We start from the raw sequence: 18,632 nt of genomic DNA on the forward strand, positions 1-18,632 counted from the left end.
GGAAGAAGGAAGAAGGAAGAAGGAAGAAGGAAGAAGGAAGAAGGAAGAAGGAAGAAGGAAGAAGGAAGAAGGAAGAAGGAAGAAAGCTATTTTATGATTCTCAGGCAGAGTCGATTCCTGACAATTTAATCTTAAACCCACACTCCGGCAAGGGTTAAAACCCCTGCCTCAAAGCAAAAGTCCTCGCTATGAGGACTCAAGAACTCATTAGTCCTCATAGCGAGGACTTTTACTAAAAGCCCCGTGGAATTCATTCCCTGGCGGACTAGAGGCTAACGAGGAAATATAACCCAGTCAGACTACTACTACAAACGAAAAGATTGCTTCACATTTACCTCTCCCAGTGCTACAGTAATGCTGAACAATTCCCTTAAGTCAAGAGTAAATGTAAAAGTAATAAAGTTGTCAGCATCTCTCGATTCAGCCTTAAAAATAACCTCTTCCGACTCATCTGTCAGCGTCAATTTCAACCCTGGAGGCAAATAAGTTTGATTTCCCATCGGATACACTTCCACGACAATATCCAGTTCTGAATCTGGTTCTGGGGGGATGGTGACTAGCAGTGCTACGGAGTGTTCTGCTAATTGCATTCCCAAGTCAATTTTCTGACCGCGATCGATGGGTACTGTATTGTTGCTTCTAAAAGAGCGAAATTGCAATTGTTTGGGATTTAATAGCTCGTCAATTACTTGCCATCCTGCATCAAAAACTTCATCGAACCAGTTCATTAAATTAACAGGTTTCAGTTGTTGAATTCGATTCATGTAGACGAGCAAATCTTCGAGGGAATTCATTTCAGCCAGAGGTACTTCTTTAGCTACTGTTCTGGTAAATCCTAACAGCGTTGCTTGTTTCAAAGATTGGTCTAACTGTACGGCTACATAACCAATTCTGTCTCCCCAAGCATCGTAGGGAATCTGACAAGCGTCGGCATCTGGCAAGACGGGACGGCATTCTATTTTTCCTACCTGTTTAACGTCTAAATCCGCTACATCCATAAGTTTCAGCATTAACGGATTGCGACTGTCGCTAAGGAGCCAATCTGTCTCAAATCCCATGCACCGCAAGTAAGAATCTACCGCATACACTGCGAGGGTATTGAGATAAACTTGTTTGAATTTTGTTTGACTGGATTGCTTGCTGCACTGTTGGGCAATTTCGTGCGCTTCAAAGGATAGTGGCACTGTGAAAGTTATTGGTTCAATCATTTTACTCATCATTAATTTCTCCGCTTCATCAATCAAATCCTACTGTAAATTATTACGAATTACATCATTGTATTTACTCAGATTTCGCTGTAAAAAACTGCTAATTGTTTGAGGAGTGATGCCAAATTTATTGCCTATGGCTTCCCATGTTAGATCGTCTAATCTAGCTAATACTACATCTTGCAAAGTTATATCTGGGCGACTTTTTAATGATGTATTTCTGAAAATACCTTCAGGGTCTTCTTCTATAAATCTACGCAGCATTTCAGAGTCGTCAAAGAAATCTGGTGCTGGTGATGGCATATTCTCTAAGTAATTGTAGGAGAGTAATTTGTCTTTTCTATTTATTTCTCTCCTATATCGATCGCACACATCTTTAAATCTAAATTTAAAGAAGTGATTCACCCAAGCCATGACTGGTTTTTGTGAATCATAGATGTCAATGTTTTGACAGATATGCTCAACTATTTTCAACCGGGATTCGCTGTAAATGTCTTCGTAAAGATGAAGAAGGCTGTCATCTATGTGGGGACGAGTAAGTCTGTTATGACGGTAAATTAGGTCTATCAATTTGGTTAATGCTATCTGTCGCTCTTGGCTTCTGGCTGGGTGCTGTTGAGCTTCCAGGGCTAGCTGTTTGAGCTGCAAATCGATTTTGTCTTCCATCGAGATATCCTCACTCCTCTGCGTATTTTTGTGCAGTCTGGTGGAACTTATATTTATATTTCGGATATCGTCGGAAGTTTTTACGCATTTATAGGGAAATTGTTACAAAACTTTACTTTAGAGGGGTTTTGAGAAAAAAGTTTTGAGGTTTGCGTAAAAAGTTTGGGGTGGTTTCGTAAGTAAAAACAAGGGGCGATTTTTTTCGGGATAGCTTTGCTGGCGCGGGCTTTTGGGGAAAAGGGCGATCGTCCTCAGTAACTGTTGTTGTTTTGATTCAAGGGCGATCGGGTTCTATGTATTTTATTCAAACTGGGGTAAAACTAATGCCGTCAATTTCAAATTGGCTTGTCCGAGGGAGTTTCTGGAGTCTAGTATTGGGATTGAGTTGTGGAGTTGCTGCACCGGGATTAGCAGCAAATCTTGTATTGAATGGTAGCTTTGAGGAAGTAACATTACCTAACAACACTTGGACTGTTTTTCCCTGGAGTCCTCCAGCTCCTTTACCTCATAACTTAACTTCCATACCAGGATGGAACTTAGCTCTAGGTTCCAGACTTGAAATACAGCGTTATGCTGCTGGTAGCCCAGCAGCAGGTTTTCAGCTTCTTGAGTTAGATGGAGACTTGACCCAAAGAGGTAGCATTTATCAAGATATACTCACAGAACCTAATCAAACGTATCTTCTAAAATTTGCTTTCTCCCCACGTCCATCCACAGGCATTTCAGAGAATATCCTGCAAATTAAGTGGGTAAGTGTAAAAAAAAAAAGTAGGTTAAGATAAGTAAACCCTCGAATTAAATTTACAAAACAAACAAATATGGGCGCTCGTTTAAGAGTATTTCTCAACCAAGAAGAAGACAGAACACTATTTGAATTGAGAACAGCAACAACAGTCTCTCAGAAAGTAAAAGAACGAGCGCAAATTATTAGGTTAAACTCCCAGGGGTGGTATATAGAGGAGATTGCAGCTCATTTTCATTGTAGGGAGCAAACAATTAGAGAAGTAATTCATCGGTGGCTCAAAATGGGTTTGGTAGGATTATGGTCAACCAGAGGCAGAGGGGTAAAACAAACATGGAAAGAATCAGATATTGTTCATCTAGAAGAATCTCTCCTCCATGAACCACGCAGATATAATAGTCGTCAACTTGCCCAAAAATTAGAACAAGAACGCGGGGTCAAATTAAGCCCTGACAGATTAAGACGAATTCTCAAAAAAAAAGATTATTTGGAAACGAGCGCGACAAGGCCATAAACAGAAGCAAGACCCATTACGACGATCGCTCAAACAGGCAGATCAAGATATGTTGGAATTGGCACTACTCTGCGGGAGAAATCGATCAGAAATACCTGGATGAATCAGGTTTTTGTTTGTGGAGCCCCAATGGATATACATATTACCCAATTGGAGCGCAAAAACGGTTAGAGCCAACAAAACGAAGGGGGCGAAGATTGAGTATTTTAGGATTGCTACAGCCGTGTATCAGTTTCTCGTATGGCTTGGTTATTGGGAGTTTCAGTAGCGAATCATATATCAGAATTATGGAAAATGAAGATCGACAAGCTGAAGCATGAAATGAAATCAACTGGACGGATCAGAGTGATAATTCAAGATAACTGTCCCATACACAAATCCCTAGATGTCCAACAAAAATGGTCCCAGTGGGAAAGCCAGGGCTTGTATATTTTCTTTTTACCAGAATACTGCTCAGAAATGAACAAAATTGAACTGGAATGGCAACAACTTAAAAATCATGAACTGGTAGGAAAAATGTTTGAAGACGAACTAGATATTGCCTACGCAGTAATTGATGGAATTGAAGCTAGAGGAGAACGAGGAGATTATACAACTAATCGCTTTAAATTTAGTTCCCGTTCCCGCTCTTAACATTTCTTTACTTACTTTGGTTTTTTTATGCCGACCTACTTATGCGTCAGTTTGAATCAGAATTAGATGGCGGTGCTTTAATCACGATCGATCCCTCGCGTTCCCGAATCAGGATTCTGCCGATTATTACATAAGCCAGAAATATAACCCCTAGAATTAGAGAGCGATCGCCCCTCTGCCAGAAACCGGGTTTCTGCGATAACTTTTGCATCCTACCGAAATATTTAGGAAGAAACCCGGTTTCTCGATCCGCGCGATCGCCCCATTCTCGATTACTTCCGCACCACTGAAGTGATAATGACTGTAATAGTAGCACTAGCAATTAAAGTAAAAGCAAGTTGCACCACCCACTGAGTCGCTTGCTGGTAATTAGAAAAGCGATCGTTAAACCTCTCATAATCCCTAGATAGCTTGTCAACTTCAGTCGATAGCTTGTCTAACTTTTCGATGACATCTGCTAGGGTTGGTTCTTTGTTCGATCGCGAAGGAACCTTCGAGTGCTTGGAGTTACCAGGAGGTAAAGATGCTCTTTTGGGAGTCATACCTTTAGAAGCTTTAGGGTTAGAAATCGATTTGCAAAATCAAACTTTGAAGGCGTTACCCATCAGTCCAACAGAAACTTATTTGACGATTTTGTAGCGAGATTCATCCAAGATTTACGCACTCCGATCGCAGAAACCGCGTTTTTGGCGGTTTTTGCGTGCTGTAACCAAGGATTTTCGTAAAAACCCGGTTTCTGGGCCCCCATGCGTAAGTCCTATATATTAACTTTTATTACAAAAACTCGGCTTTTGCATAAAAATACCCCGCGAAATCCCAATAAACAATAGAAGGGTTTCACCTTCGAGGCAAATTCATCCCCAAAAAACTATGACAGTCGCAGCTATGCCGATCGCCCCCATCGCCCCTTACAGCCACCGTCTAGCCACCGCAGAAGACGCAAGGGCGATCGCCCCCCTCTGGCAAGCATTCGCCGCAGAACGCGAATCCATTGACCCCTCAATGCTGGTCAAACCTAACTTTGACTTTGAAAAATACGTCACCAACCAACTCGAAAAACCACTTTCTTTCTGCTGGTTATTAGAACATAGCGACAGCATTATCGGCTGTCTATTTATCTACTATTACGACGAAGCCCCGCCCGCCAGTCTCCCCGAATACTTGATTCAACAACACAACATTGAAAATCCGTTTCAATCCCGCCGCGTCGGTTCCGTTTTGGGGATGTACGTCCAGCCAGAGCACCGGAAATCCGAAGCAATTCAAATGCTAGCAAAAGCTGCGATCGCCCACGCTAAAACCATGAAAGTCAGCGATATAGACTTGCTAATTGCCGCCGACCAACCGGGCATTCAAGCCATGTTGCAGCGGGCTGGATTTACCAAATCCGCCGTGCAATATACCCGCCATTACGACATTGCAACAGATGCTGAATTACCGAGTTTGCACCCGCCCCATCCCGAATTGGACGATGTAGAATTGCTTGCACCGAGAGCAATTCCGCTGCGCCATCCCCAAACTAACGAACTACTTCGCAATTCTCAAGGAGAACCTGTTTTCTTCATGCCATTAGTTGATGAACAAGGTGAATTGCTGAAGTCATCTAGCGGTCAAAATATTTACCCGGAATTGTTGCTAGATCCCGCAACTAATTCTTGGGCTATTGATGCGGAAGACAAATTAGTGAGTTGTCCAATTTTACGGGATGAACACGGACAAATTGTGGAAAATCAAGGCATGGTTCAATTTTATCGTCCTGCTTACCAAATTGTTGACGGAGAACCTGCTTTAATGCGAGATGCGAGTGATAATTATGTATTCTGTGATGTCGAACTGGATCGACAGGGGAAAATCTTGAAAACTCCTGATGGATTTCCCATTTTTAAACAGCCGCAAATCCAGATTAGGACTTACGCATAAATACCAAAGAAACCGGGTTTTTTACCAGTTTTTAAGGCTGGGATGCAAGATTTTTCTAAAAAATCCGGTTTCTGCGTCCAGGAATATCATGACTTATATTAAATCCGGTTGCATCGTCCTGGTACGGGCAGGGCGGGTTTATATAATTTGTCGATACTTATTAAATATATCGGCGAACCCGCCCAGACAAAAATTTATATAATACTAGGACGAATCAAACGGAAATGATATTACGCACTGACGAAAGAAACCGGGTTTTTTACCAGTTTTTAAGGCAGGGATGCAAGATTTTCGGAAAAAATCCGGTTTCTGTGTTCAGGAATATACTTATTTAACCACGATCGCCTGTCGTTCAGCTATTACATAATCCGGCACCCAAAATCTATCTGCAGACATCAGAATAGCTACAGGCATAAAAATATCAACATCCTGTCCCATTTCTGCCGTTGGTAGCAAACCAAATAATTCGTCAAATTCATTGACATCTGCTAATATATTATCAATATCATCTACAAGTTCGTCTGGGTAAATGCAGTGGATTGCTCTTTCATCTTCATAATATTCCTCTTCTTCAGGCAAGAATTGCGAGGGTTTGAGTTCTGCCATCAAATAGTTCAGTTTGTGAAACTCTGATTCTAAAACGATCGCCCCTACATCTTCCCCGGCTTGCTGTAAGAGAATCCGATCGCCCTTAAACATCACTCGCTTAATTGTGGCGATCGCATTTTTCCGAAAATCATCAGTAGTTAAGCGAAAAAATCCCTCGCCGCCGATCGCCAGTTTTCCCCCCGCAGCCTCGCCCACAACAGAATTTTGACAATTATCCAGGGCGATCGGTAAAATTACAGGTACGATCGAACTACTGTCAACAGCATTAAATCCTTCAGTCATTAGTCATTCCCCAAGATTCACATAACTGTTGAGAATATTGCAGAATAGATAAAATTGTAAATATATAGCACCTGCGTTTTTTTTTACCGCTTATGAATAGCAGATTCCTCGATCGACTCCACCACCCCTCGCGCCCCGTCATTGTCTTCGACGGCGCAATGGGAACCAACCTGCAAGTCCAAAACCTCACCGCAGAAGACTTTGGCGGCAAAGAATACGAAGGCTGCAACGAATATCTCGTCCACACCAAACCGGAAGCCGTCGCCAACGTTCACCGGGGATTTCTCGAAGCAGGGGCCGATGTCATCGAAACAGACACCTTTGGCGCTGCTTCCATCGTACTCGCCGAGTACGATTTAGCAGACAAAGCATATTATCTCAACAAAACAGCAGCCGAACTCGCCAAGGGTATCGCCGCCGAATTTTCCACGCCAGAAAAGCCTCGATTTGTCGCAGGATCGATCGGGCCAGGCACCAAATTGCCAACATTAGGACACATCGATTTCGACACACTCACCGCCGCTTTTGCGGAACAAGCAGAAGGACTTTATGACGGCGGCGTTGACTTATTTATTGTCGAAACTTGTCAAGATGTGCTGCAAATTAAATCAGCATTAAATGCCATTGAAGAAGTATTTAAGAAAAAAGGCGCGCGGATTCCGTTAATGGTATCAGTCACAATGGAAGCCACCGGCACAATGTTAGTCGGTTCCGATATCAGCGCCGCCCTCGCAATTTTGCAGCCCTATCCCATAGATATCTTAGGCCTAAACTGCGCCACCGGCCCCGATCGCATGGCCGAACACGTCAAATACCTTTCCGAACATTCGCCCTTCGTCGTTTCCTGCGTTCCCAACGCCGGTTTACCCGAAAACATCGGCGGCCACGCGCACTACAAACTCACGCCCATAGAATTAAAAATGGCCTTGATGCGCTTTGTCGAAGACTTAGGCGTGCAAGTCATCGGCGGCTGCTGCGGAACCCGCTACGATCACATCCGCGAACTATCAGAAATTGGCAAAACTCTTAAACCCAAAATCCGCGAATTTACTTGGGAACCTTCCGCCGCTTCAATTTACACCGCCCAACCCTACGAACAAGAGAATTCCTTCTTAATTGTCGGCGAAAGACTCAACGCCAGCGGTTCCAAAAAATGCCGCGATTTGCTAAACGCCGAAGACTGGGACGGTTTAGTAGCAATGGCCAGGGAACAAGTGCGAGAAGGCGCGCACATTCTCGATGTCAACGTTGATTATGTCGGCCGCGACGGCGTGCGAGACATGAAAGAATTAGTTTCCCGCGTGGTGACGAATGCAACTCTCCCTTTAATGCTGGATTCCACAGAATGGGAAAAGATGGAAGCGGGGTTAAAAGTTGCGGGCGGCAAATGCTTGCTGAATTCCACTAACTACGAAGACGGAGAACCGCGTTTTTATCAAGTTTTGGAGTTGGCAAAAAAATACGGCGCGGGCATAGTTATCGGGACAATTGACGAAGACGGGATGGCCAGAACGGCCGACCAAAAATTTGCGATCGCCCAGCGCGCATATAACGCCGCCGTCGCCTACGGAATTCCCGCCGAGGAAATCTTTTTTGACACCCTAGCTTTGCCAATTTCTACTGGGATTGAAGAAGACAGAAAAAACGGCAAAGCCACCATCGAATCGATCCGCCGCATCCGCCAAGAATTGCCAGGTTGTCACGTCATCTTAGGAGTTTCTAATATTTCCTTCGGCTTGAATCCGGCGGCGCGGCAAGTCTTGAATTCGATGTTTTTGCACGAAGCAACGCAAGCGGGGATGGACTCGGCAATTGTCAGCCCGAATAAGATTTTGCCGATCGCCAAAATCGACCCCAAACACCAAGAAATCTGCCGTAAACTGATTTACGACGAACGGGAGTTTGACGGCGATATTTGCGTTTACGACCCCTTGGGCGACCTGACAACGGTGTTTGCGGGCAAAACTACCAAGCGCGATCGGACAGAAGACGCAAACCTCCCGGTAGAAGAACGCCTGAAGCAGCACATCATCGACGGCGAACGCATTGGACTAGATATCCAACTCGCCAAAGCATTAGAAACCTATCCGCCCCTCCACATTATCAATACTTTCCTATTAGACGGCATGAAAGTAGTCGGAGAATTGTTCGGTTCGGGACAAATGCAACTGCCCTTTGTTTTGCAATCAGCAGAAACCATGAAAGCCGCAGTTGCTTATTTAGAACCGTACATGGAAAAGTCCGAATCCGGCGACAACGCCAAAGGAACATTCATCATTGCTACTGTCAAAGGCGACGTTCACGATATCGGCAAAAACTTAGTTGATATTATCCTATCAAACAACGGCTATCGCGTGATTAATTTGGGAATTAAGCAGCCAGTTGACAATATCATCGAAGCCTACGAAAAGCACAAAGCCGACTGTATTGCCATGAGTGGCTTGCTGGTAAAATCCACCGCATTCATGAAAGAAAATCTGGAAGTATTCAACCATAAAGGAATCACCGTTCCCGTAATTTTGGGCGGCGCGGCTTTGACTCCCAAGTTTGTACATGAAGACTGCCAAAATACTTACAAAGGTAAAGTTGTTTACGGCAAAGATGCGTTTTCTGACTTGCATTTTATGGACAAACTCATGCCAGCAAAATCGGCTGGTAAGTGGGAAGACTTGCAAGGGTTTTTAGATGAAGTAGGGCATGAGAATGGGGCGGTTAAAGCAGCTAAAGCATCGCCAGAAACTTCTGTAGAAGATGCCAAGAAAGCAGACACTCCTGTGGTGATAGACACCAAGCGATCCGAAGCAGTTTCAGCAGATATCGATCGCCCGACTCCTCCTTTCTGGGGAACAAAACTGTTGCAGGGAGAAGACATCCCCTTTGAAGAGATTTTCTGGCACTTAGATTTGCAAGCCTTAGTTGCCGGTCAGTGGCAGTTCCGCAAGCCAAAAGACCAATCGCGGGAAGAATACGATGCTTTCTTAGCTGAGAAAGTTTATCCCGTATTGAAAGAGTGGAAACACAAAATTATCACCGAAAAGTTACTGCATCCGCAAGCAATTTACGGGTATTTTCCCTGTCAAGCTGAGGGAAATTCCTTGCATTTGTATCACCCGGAAATTATGAATGGCGGGCAAACAATAATCAGTGGCGGGCAAACAATAATCAGTGGCGGGCAAACAATAATCAGTGGCGGGCAAGATGCCCGCCCCACAAAAGAGAGTGGCACAGGCATCTTGCCTGTGGAAAATAGTGGCACAGGCATCTTGCCTGTGGAAAATAGTGGCACAGGCATCTTGCCTGTGACTGCAACACCCGCTGCAACATTCACATTTCCCCGGCAAAAATCGGCGCGCAGGCTGTGTATTGCGGACTTCTTCGCCCCCAAAGAATCGGGTAAAATCGATGTATTTCCGATGCAAGTAGCGACAGTGGGAGAAATTGCTACAGAGTACGCGCAGAAGCTATTTGCTAACAATCAATATACCGATTATCTCTACTTTCACGGGTTAGCGGTGCAGACGGCGGAAGCAATAGCAGAATGGACTCACGCGCGAATTCGCCGGGAATTGGGATTTGGTAGCGAAGAACCGGACAACATTCGCGATATGCTGGCACAAAGATATCGCGGTTCGCGCTACAGTTTCGGCTATCCTGCTTGTCCGAATATGGCGGATCAGTACAAGCAACTGGAATTGTTAAAGTGCGATCGTATCAACCTCTACATGGATGAAAGCGAACAACTTTATCCCGAACAATCCACAACCGCAATTATCACCTATCACCCAGCCGCCAAATACTTCACCGCTTAATTTGTGGCTTAATTTGTAGGGTGCGCCTAGCACTTTTTTCGGTCGTTTTTCTCGTTCTTATACTCGTTACCAGGCTCTGCCTGGTAACGCAGATCCAGAGGCTGTGCCTCCATTTAATATCAATTCCGGTTGCACTCAGACATGATATAGAGGAAACGGCAGTGCCGTTTCCCTACCGCGCATTAATTGTAGGGACACGGCAGTGCCATCTCGAAAGCTGTGGGTAATATTAATTTCGATGCACACCGGATTTGATATAATAAAAACCTGGAGGCAGAGCCTCAAGAAATGCGTTCCCAGGTAGAACCTGGGAACGATAAAAGGAGAAAAAAAAGTTCGCGAATTAAACCAACAAAAAAGCACCTTCAAAAAAGTGCTTTCATGAATATGAACTTTCCATGTCCGATCGAACTTTTACGAGTGATGGCGAGGGGTGCGCGCGCCCGCAGATGCTCCTACCATCGAAGCAACTAAACCCAATAGCGAGCCGAACAAAAATGACCAACCAGCTTTCGCAGCATTACCAGCAATATTGCGAGTATCCTGAGCAGATACGTTAGGCGCTTGGTTCGGCAAATTCACCCCGCTCTGCTGCGCTTGATTAATTGCTTCTCCGGCATTCGCAGCTATTACGCCAAAAGTACCCGCCACGCCATTTGCTAACAGCCAAGAGCCAATTGTTAAGGTAGTTGCCCACAAAATTGCTCCATTTAAAAGCGCTGTGCTCCGATTCATTGGCCCGCAAGCGCGAGCAGTTACCCAACCGCCAACGCCCAAGCTAATTAACAAACTGATAATTGACCAAATTCCGACGCCGGTACCCACGTCCCCTGAAATAGTGCGCGGAGCTCCTGAATTAGCAATGTTGCTCAACCCGATTGCAGCGCCCAATGCACTTAAAACCAGTTGTGTGGCGATCGCAATTACCAAACCTGAAAAAATCGGGCCCCACCGCACTCGATCGTGATATTCAACCACTGAATTCACCACCACGGGTTCGTTAACAACGTTATCTACAGGTCTATTTACGTATGACATAGCTTTTCCTTTCCTTTGATACTTGCTTTAATTTTTAACAATCTTTCACCTAAGCATTGATTGTGGCTGAGATTGATAGACACTATATCTGCCTGGGGAAATAACCACTATCTATGTCTGAAGAAAGAAACGAAAAAGTCATCAGTCCTCAGCCAGCAGCTATTAGCTAATGACTGATGACTGATGACTGATGACTGATAACTATTTTATCCAGTTAGAAAAGTTCGCCGACGTATACAGGAAAGACTGCTTAACGCAATCTTACAGCCGTTCCAACGGCAGTAATCAGCAGCAAAGCCCCGCTCGAGTCTACATTAATCGTGCCGGTGTCAACTTCCACCCCGATTACGGCATTGGCACCCAGGCGCTGGGCTCGTTTTTCCAGTTCCGCGAGGGCATCTCGCTGTCCTTTGAGAAACACTTCCTCGTAACTGCCCGTGCGCCCGCCGATGATGTCGCGAATGCCCGCGAAGAAATCTCGCAGGGCGTTGGTGCCGTAGACCACCTCAGCAGTTACAATTCCCAGGTAAGATTGAATTTCTGCTCCTTGGATGATATCAGTTGTTGTTACAATCATCAGTTGGCCTCAAATGCGAAAATTTTGAGTTGGTCGAGTTCTGTAGGTTTACTACATCTCGCCGTTCAAAAATTCCAGGCAAACCCTAAGCTGTCAGTTTGGCAAGCTGACAGCAGTTCGCTCTTTTATTCCACACACTCTTTGAAACAAATGGCCGTATACAAACAAAGTCTCTTGGTCTTCAGTACGCTTTTGGTAGCGGGTCTCGCTGTCGCTGCGCCGCAGATAGCACTCTCAGCAGAAACGTCAGTTCAAGTCAATCCTCAAAAGAATTCAAATTTAGATGCTCTGCTGCGACAAGGGCGCGAGTTTGTAGATTTAGGAGACTACAGTAAGGCGATCGCCATTTATCAGCAAGCGGCACGTTTAGATACGGAAAACCCGCGCATTTTTTCTGGTATTGGCTATTTAGAAGCGCGTCAGGGCAACTATCAAGCCTCAGTAGAATTTTACCAACAAGCGATCGGTCTCGAACCGAACAATGCTGACTTTCAATACGCCTTGGGATATGCTATGGCGAATTTACAAAACTATCCTGCAGCAGCCGCAGCTTACCGCCGCGCCGCTCAGCTCGATCGCAAAAATGTCAATGCCCGAATCGGTCTCGGAGTGGTACTCTTTCAGCAAAAAGATTACAGCAGTGCTTTTAAAGCATATCAAGAAGCGATCGCCCTCGATCCGAAAAATTGGCAAGCTTATTCTTCAATGGGTTTAGTATTGATCCAGCAGGGAAGTTTTGCCAGTGCTGTCACCGTGCTCCAACAAGCAGCCGAACTCGCTCCCAAACAAGCAGGTGTCCAGTTAAAATTAGGCACTGCTTTGCTGCGTGCCGGCTATACTTCCGAAGGGCTAGCAGCTTTTGAAGAAGCTGCAAAATTGGAGCCTCGGAATCCAGAAGTGCAGCTACAAATTGGCGAACTTCTCAAGGCTCAAAACGACTTAGACGGAGCGCTTATAGCTTATCAGCGGGCTATTGCGGTGCGACCTAATTTAGTGGAAGCACACGCAGGAATCGGGGAAATTCAACTGGAAAAACAAGATTTTTTAGGAGCGATTACCACTTTTCGCCGAGTGATTGGGCTCGATCCAGACCGGGCAGAAGCTTATTACAATATGGGTACGGCACTCAAAGCGCGCGATCGCAAATCCGAAGCAATTCAAGCTTTTCAACAAGCCCTCGACATTTACCGCCAGCAAGGAAACAATGATGGTGCCCAAAAAGCTGAGGCGGCGCTCCAGGAACTAAAGCAATGAGTAATTGGTAATGGGTAATTGGCAATGGGTAATTGATAATTACATCGTTCCCATACAATAGATCCCGGAGGGCGGGTTTATGTGTTTCTTCAATTACCTCAAAGATCGCTGGTAATACCCGCCCCCTAAATCTCTTGCAAACTGTCAAATGCCAATTCACAACTGACAACTGACTTATGAATTCAAGTAATTTTAGACCGCCGCTTTACGAGATGAATCCGCTAGGTCGATTTTCCGATCGCGCCGCCGATTATGTCAAGTACCGACCAACTTATCCCGCCGCTGCGATTGATGCGATTTTAGAAGGACTTGGGGAACCTTCGCGGTTAGCAGCAGCAGATGTCGGTGCTGGAACGGGCATTTCTTCGCGTTTGTTGGCGCAAAGAGGTGTTCGAGTATTAGCAATCGAACCCAATGCCGAGATGAGACAAGCGGCTGAAATTAACCCTTTGGTAGAGTGGAGAGAAGGAACTTCGGAAGCAACTAATTTGTCTGAATCATCAATCGATTTAGTAACTTGCTTCCAGTCTTTTCACTGGTTCAATCCTGTTTTGACTTTGCCAGAATTTCGGCGTATTCTCCAGCCGTCGGGAAGGTTGGCTGTAGTTTGGAATCTGCGCGATCGCGCGGATGAATTGACACTATGCTACACCCAAATAGTCAAGGCAGCTTCCAATAACCATCCTGCTGAAAGACGAGAGCGAGCGATAGAACCTCTGCTAACAAGTTCGGATTTTACTAATATCCAAAGCCGGGATTTTGTAAACAAACAAGATTTAGATTTACAAGGACTTATTGGACGGGCTCAGAGTTCATCGTACATTCCGAATTCTGGGCCGCCATTGCAGAAAATTATCTCGGATTTGACCGAACTTTATGAAGCTCACTGCGGCGATCGGGGCTTTGTTTCATTGGTTTACAAAACTCGGGTTTATCTTGCAGCTCGTTCTGATTCTTAATATTTTTTACCGCAGATGAAGGCGGATTGACGCGGATTTATGTGATACAATCTCGGGGCGAGTTGGCAGGGGCGATCGCTCTGTAAATTCAAGAGAAAATAAGGGCGATCGCACAGCAGCATTTGGTAAAAAGTCCATCTTTTGTAAGATGCTAAAACAGCTTCTTGAAGGTGAATCTATTTCTATTGATAGAGACTGCCAACTTGTTAACATTTGTAAAATAAGCAAAATATCCTATCCCCAGAGCTTCATCTATGCAAACGTATGACGTGATTATCATCGGCGCCGGTCACAACGGACTGGTCTGCGCCTCTTATCTCCTCAAAGCTGGATATACTGTCCTCTTGTTAGAAAAACGTTCGGTTCCCGGCGGCGCGGCTACTACAGAAGCTGCGATTCCCGAATTGCCGGATTTTAAATTCAATTTGTGCGCGATCGACCACGAATTTATCCATTTAGGGCCAGTTGTAGAAGAATTAGAACTGGGAAAATACGGATTAGAATATCTTTACTGCGATCCAGTCGCCTTTTGTCCGCATCCAGACGGCAAATATTTCTTAGCGCACGGTTCCGTCGAAAAAACTTGTGCTGAAATTGCCCGCTACAACGAGCGCGACGCTAAAAAATATGCCGAATATACAGACTTTTGGCAGCGGGCTTTAGGTGCAATGATTCCGATGTTCAACGCACCGCCCAAATCCATCATAGATATTGCAGGAAACTACGATATTGCAAAGCTCAAAGATTTATTTTCAGTCATCGGTTCCCCAGACAAAACCCTGGACTTTATTCGCACGATGATCACCAGCGCTGAGGACATTCTCAACGAGTGGTTTGATGAGGAATTTCTGAAAGCACCCCTAGCGAGACTGGCATCAGAATTGGGCGCGCCTCCTTCACAAAAAACCATTGCTGTAGGCGCAATTATGATGGCAATGCGCCACAATCCCGGCATGGCCAGGCCGCGCGGAGGAACAGGTGCATTAGTGCAAGCGCTGCTCAATTTAGTGAAAAGCTATTCGGGTGTGGTACTTACCGACCAGCACGTCGAGAAAATATTAGTTGATGGGGGCCGTGCTGTGGGAGTTCGAGTTGCCGGTGGCACCGAATACCGCGCTACTAAAGGTGTCATTTCTAATATTGATGCTAAGCGCTTGTTTCTGCATTTAATGGATGACAGCGATGTCGATGCTGCTGACCCGAATTTGCGGGAAAGATTGGAGCGCAAAATTGTTAATAATAACGAGACTATTCTCAAAATAGACTTAGCTCTTAATGAAGTACCCAAGTTCGATCGCTGGAACCATCGAGACGAGTATTTAATGGGTTCGGTTTTAATTGCCGACTCGGTGAAGCACGTTGAAATTGCTCACAGCGAGCCTTCAATCGGCAGAATTCCTGACTCCGATCCGTCGATGTATGTGGTGTTTCCGACAGTACGAGATCCGTCAATGGCTCCCCCAGGACACCATACAGCTTGGATTGAATTTTTTGCTCCTTACCAGATCGAAAATGCTGAAGGAACCGGCCAGCACGGTACGGGTTGGACGGATGAGTTGAAAAACAAAGTTGCCGATCGCTGCATCGATAAATTAGCAGAATATGCACCGAATATCAAGAATTCCATTATCGGCCGCCGCGTGGAAAGTCCGGCGGAATTGGGAGAGCGTTTGGGGGCTTTGAAGGGGAATTATTATCACGTTGATATGACGCTGGATCAGATGATATTTTTCCGTCCTTTGCCGGAGTTGGCGAATTACAAAACGCCGATCGACGGTTTGTTTCTCACGGGTGCGGGAACGCATCCGGGCGGCTCGATTTCGGGGATGCCGGGACGCAATACCGCTCGCGTTTTCATGCACTCGCAGCAGCCGATCGCCCAAACTTTGGCGGATGCGGCTAATTCTCTGAAATCGACGGCTAAGTCGGTGTTTCGGGTGAATGATAAGTAAGATTTTTAGCAACCGCAGATGAACGCAGATGAACGCAGATAAATTACATCTGCGTTTGTTTGTATTGATTTATCAGTGGGCGAGTGCGATGATTTTTTCTGGTTGATTTCCTGTGAAGGGAAAACGATTTGCGATCGCCCTCAATACCCTTTCTAAATCTGGTGCATCTTTCGCCAATGTTGGCTGCTCCTCCCGTTCGGTCAAATCTGTTAAAATATTTTTGCATCCGAGAGCATATTGCATTGATAAAATTCTCAATATTAGAAGAACAAGTTAACGCTGAAGGCATTTTTAAACTTAGCGCCGCAGCCAAACCTCTAATTTAGCAGAACAGGCTAGTCGCTGGTAGAAGTCGCTCCCCATCTGCGGATATGGGCGATCGCCGCCGATCCCCCAGCATCTCACATTCTGATAAATTCATACTTTATGCGGATGAAAACGCCGGCCCCAAGTTGACACACTGAGTAATGGCGTTACCCTTTTTTTAGCGATGGCAAACCGAGTTTTGATTGTCGGCGGCCGAGGGCGAATTGGCAGCAGTGTTGCCGAAGACCTTGTTACCCATACCGACGCAGAAATTACTATTACCGGACGCAACCCTGAAGGCTCTATTACGCCGGAATTGCCGCCGGATAGGGTGCACTATCTAGCTTTAGATTTAGCAGACAGTGCAGCCCTGCACCAAGCGGTTTCATCCTCTAATCTCGTCGTTCACTGTGCCGGGCCTTTTCACTACCGAGACGCTAGTGTATTGAAAACTTGCATAGAAGCAGGTGTGAATTATACTGATGTCAGCGACAGCCGCAGTTTTACTCGCAGAGCTTTAGAATTGCGCGAAATGGCTAATAATTCTGGGATTACGGCTATTATTAATACGGGCATTTTTCCAGGTGTTTCTAACAGCATGGTGCGCCGAGATGTGGAACAATTAGATGAAGCAGAACACATCCATTTGAGTTATGTAGTCGGAGGTTCAGGCGGTGCTGGTGTTACAGTAATGAGAACCACTTTTTTAGGTTTGCAAACTCCTTTTGAGGTTTGGGCCGATCGCAAGTGGCAGCAAGTAAAACCCTACAGCGATCGCGAAACAATTGAATTTCCCGCGCCCTACGGCAACACAGGGGTTTACTGGTTCGATATGCCGGAAGCAATCACTTTGCCCGAAACTTTCCCCGTCAAATCAGTTGTGACTAAATTCGGTACGTCTCCCGACCTTTACAATCACCTTACCTGGTTTGTTGCCAAGTATTGGCCGGCTAGCTGGCTCAAAAATAACTCCGTGATTGAATTTCTCTCCTACGTCAGTTACGGGATGACCAGTGTTACTAATAGTTTTAGCGGGGTTGGTGTGGCAGTGCGATCGCAAGTGACCGGTCTCAAAAACGGCAAACCGACTAAAGTTTGCTCGACAGCGGTACACCCAAATGCTGCCGCCGCTACTGGCATCGGTACTGGCAGTATAGCTCAATTAATGTTAGAAGGAAAAATGGCAAAACCGGGCGTTTGGTCGGTAGAACAAGCTCTTTCTACCGAACTTTTTGAACGAGTTCTGCAGAACCGCAACCTCAAGATAGAGCAGGTTCTTTTGTAGTTGTCTCGGTTGTTTGTAGCAATTTTAGATGTTTGGTGAATGGGCTTTTTTTGACGAACTGCGAAGACGCAAAGGACGCGAAGAAAGAAAGGAGAAGAGTAAGGGTTCGCAATTGATGGGAGAACCCCTAGATAGGGCTCCTCGCAGGAATTGCGATCGCCCCTCATACGAGATGAGTTCCGCTTGTCTAACTAATCTATCTTTTGGTAGAAGTAATCGTAACAAGCAGGGGCTTAATATATTAAACATCATGAGAAATATCCCTTTTCGCTCGATCTAGATGCGGTAGCTGCGACAAAGATTGCGCTTTAACCAAGGTTTTCAATGTGCGATCGCAGTGAAGGGGCGACAAACACCATAATTTTTGCGGAAAAATACCAGGAGAATTTGATATGAAGCGGGTTTTAAAAGCTCTCGGACAAACATTGAGCCAAAGCATTTTGCTGGTCTGTACGCTGGCTTTCATTGGTCTAGCAGGTCTAGCGGTAGCACCAAGTCAGGCTGCTTACGCTGCTGGTCAATACAGCAGTCACGCGCAGCAAGAAGCTAAAATTACTGACCCCGCAGAAAGTTTCGAGGATCTGAATCCCCAAGCAGCTTACGAAGAAATAGTCAAAACCGCTCAAAATCCTGCAAAGGTCGAGAAAGCTTACGACGAAAGCTTAAAAGAGTACAAGGCAGAAAACCCGCAAGACAGCATAGTTGAAAAAGCTGAAGGTTTGATCCAAAAGGTCACGGGCAAGGACTAAATCAACAGATTTCTATCTAACTCAAGTTGTTGGTAAATACCGAGTTTAAGTGAGTACACAATTGAGCATAGCTCAGGACTCACTTGAACCTAATTATGTAGGGTGCGCCGAACCGCGCACCTTACCTAG

Annotated in this window: 16 protein-coding genes and 2 pseudogenes; 10 read left to right on the forward strand and 8 right to left on the reverse strand. The window is 45.4% G+C overall.

The window, feature by feature from the left end; translation table 11 throughout:
- Positions 1-305: 305 nt before the first annotated feature.
- Together QUA56_RS22390 and QUA56_RS22395 are read right to left on the reverse strand one after the other, a co-directional pair.
- Positions 306-1,208, reverse strand: a complete 903-nt coding sequence (locus tag QUA56_RS22390; RefSeq protein WP_333361724.1) for a DUF1822 family protein — start codon at positions 1,206-1,208, stop codon at positions 306-308.
- Positions 1,209-1,247: 39 nt separating this feature from the next.
- Positions 1,248-1,874, reverse strand: a complete 627-nt coding sequence (locus QUA56_RS22395) for a hypothetical protein (RefSeq protein ID WP_333361725.1) — start codon at positions 1,872-1,874, stop codon at positions 1,248-1,250.
- Positions 1,875-2,197: 323 nt separating this feature from the next.
- On the opposite strand from QUA56_RS22395, the gene QUA56_RS22400 reads away from it, so the two are divergent.
- Positions 2,198-2,656, forward strand: coding sequence for a hypothetical protein (locus tag QUA56_RS22400; protein ID WP_333361727.1), 459 nt, complete (start codon positions 2,198-2,200; stop codon positions 2,654-2,656).
- A 36-nt stretch (positions 2,657-2,692) separates the two neighbouring features.
- Positions 2,693-3,763: pseudogene (locus tag QUA56_RS22405) on the forward strand (IS630 family transposase).
- Positions 3,764-4,035: 272 nt separating this feature from the next.
- Here the strand turns inward: QUA56_RS22405 and QUA56_RS22410 are convergent.
- Positions 4,036-4,305, reverse strand: coding sequence for a hypothetical protein (locus QUA56_RS22410; RefSeq protein ID WP_333361730.1), 270 nt, complete (start codon positions 4,303-4,305; stop codon positions 4,036-4,038).
- Between QUA56_RS22410 and QUA56_RS22415 the strand changes: the two are divergent.
- Together QUA56_RS22415 and QUA56_RS22420 are read left to right on the forward strand one after the other, a co-directional pair.
- A pseudogene (locus QUA56_RS22415) lies at positions 4,232-4,402 on the forward strand (aspartyl protease); the annotation flags it as partial. The gene QUA56_RS22410 and the pseudogene QUA56_RS22415 sit on opposite strands and share 74 nt — an antisense overlap.
- A gap of 231 nt (positions 4,403-4,633) precedes the next feature.
- A complete protein-coding gene (locus QUA56_RS22420) occupies positions 4,634-5,683 on the forward strand; it encodes a GNAT family N-acetyltransferase (RefSeq protein ID WP_333361733.1) in 1,050 nt (349 codons plus the stop codon).
- A gap of 327 nt (positions 5,684-6,010) precedes the next feature.
- Here QUA56_RS22420 and QUA56_RS22425 read toward each other — a convergent pair whose 3' ends face one another.
- The gene (locus tag QUA56_RS22425; RefSeq protein ID WP_333361736.1) at positions 6,011-6,574 is read right to left on the reverse strand and encodes a type II toxin-antitoxin system Phd/YefM family antitoxin; all 564 of its coding nucleotides are present in this window, start codon (positions 6,572-6,574) and stop codon (positions 6,011-6,013) included.
- Positions 6,575-6,666: 92 nt separating this feature from the next.
- Here QUA56_RS22425 and metH point away from each other — a divergent pair, with 92 nt between their 5' ends.
- Complete coding sequence (metH, locus tag QUA56_RS22430) at positions 6,667-10,383, forward strand: methionine synthase (protein ID WP_333361739.1); 3,717 nt, start codon at positions 6,667-6,669, stop codon at positions 10,381-10,383.
- 414 nt (positions 10,384-10,797) lie between these two features.
- Here metH and QUA56_RS22435 read toward each other — a convergent pair whose 3' ends face one another.
- On the reverse strand, positions 10,798-11,421 hold the full coding sequence (locus QUA56_RS22435) for a hypothetical protein (protein ID WP_333361742.1): 624 nt from the start codon (positions 11,419-11,421) through the stop codon (positions 10,798-10,800).
- 250 nt (positions 11,422-11,671) lie between these two features.
- Entirely contained in the window at positions 11,672-11,998 is a 327-nt protein-coding gene (locus QUA56_RS22440; protein ID WP_172184303.1) for a YbjQ family protein, read from the reverse strand.
- Between the two features lie 150 nt (positions 11,999-12,148).
- Here QUA56_RS22440 and QUA56_RS22445 point away from each other — a divergent pair, with 150 nt between their 5' ends.
- Together QUA56_RS22445 and QUA56_RS22450 are read left to right on the forward strand one after the other, a co-directional pair.
- Complete coding sequence (locus QUA56_RS22445) at positions 12,149-13,252, forward strand: tetratricopeptide repeat protein (RefSeq protein ID WP_333361744.1); 1,104 nt, start codon at positions 12,149-12,151, stop codon at positions 13,250-13,252.
- Positions 13,253-13,428: 176 nt separating this feature from the next.
- Positions 13,429-14,211: a class I SAM-dependent methyltransferase gene (locus tag QUA56_RS22450; protein WP_333361748.1), complete on the forward strand. Its 783-nt coding sequence runs from the start codon at positions 13,429-13,431 to the stop codon at positions 14,209-14,211.
- Between the two features lie 6 nt (positions 14,212-14,217).
- Here the strand turns inward: QUA56_RS22450 and QUA56_RS22455 are convergent, their stop codons facing one another.
- Positions 14,218-14,349 (reverse strand): hypothetical protein, encoded by a 132-nt coding sequence (locus tag QUA56_RS22455; RefSeq protein ID WP_333361751.1) that lies wholly within the window; start codon positions 14,347-14,349, stop codon positions 14,218-14,220.
- 116 nt (positions 14,350-14,465) lie between these two features.
- Here QUA56_RS22455 and crtO point away from each other — a divergent pair, with 116 nt between their 5' ends.
- On the forward strand, positions 14,466-16,163 hold the full coding sequence (crtO, locus tag QUA56_RS22460; protein ID WP_333361754.1) for a beta-carotene ketolase CrtO: 1,698 nt from the start codon (positions 14,466-14,468) through the stop codon (positions 16,161-16,163).
- A 72-nt stretch (positions 16,164-16,235) separates the two neighbouring features.
- Here the strand turns inward: crtO and QUA56_RS22465 are convergent, their stop codons facing one another.
- Positions 16,236-16,406, reverse strand: coding sequence for a hypothetical protein (locus QUA56_RS22465; protein WP_333361757.1), 171 nt, complete (start codon positions 16,404-16,406; stop codon positions 16,236-16,238).
- A 247-nt stretch (positions 16,407-16,653) separates the two neighbouring features.
- Here QUA56_RS22465 and QUA56_RS22470 point away from each other — a divergent pair, with 247 nt between their 5' ends.
- Positions 16,654-17,754, forward strand: coding sequence for a saccharopine dehydrogenase NADP-binding domain-containing protein (locus QUA56_RS22470; protein WP_333361760.1), 1,101 nt, complete (start codon positions 16,654-16,656; stop codon positions 17,752-17,754).
- A 392-nt stretch (positions 17,755-18,146) separates the two neighbouring features.
- Positions 18,147-18,503, forward strand: coding sequence for a hypothetical protein (locus QUA56_RS22475; protein WP_333361761.1), 357 nt, complete (start codon positions 18,147-18,149; stop codon positions 18,501-18,503).
- Positions 18,504-18,632 lie beyond the last annotated feature (129 nt).

Source organism: Microcoleus sp. N3A4 (assembly GCF_036701805.1).
Classification (GTDB): Bacteria; Cyanobacteriota; Cyanobacteriia; order Cyanobacteriales; family Microcoleaceae; genus Microcoleus.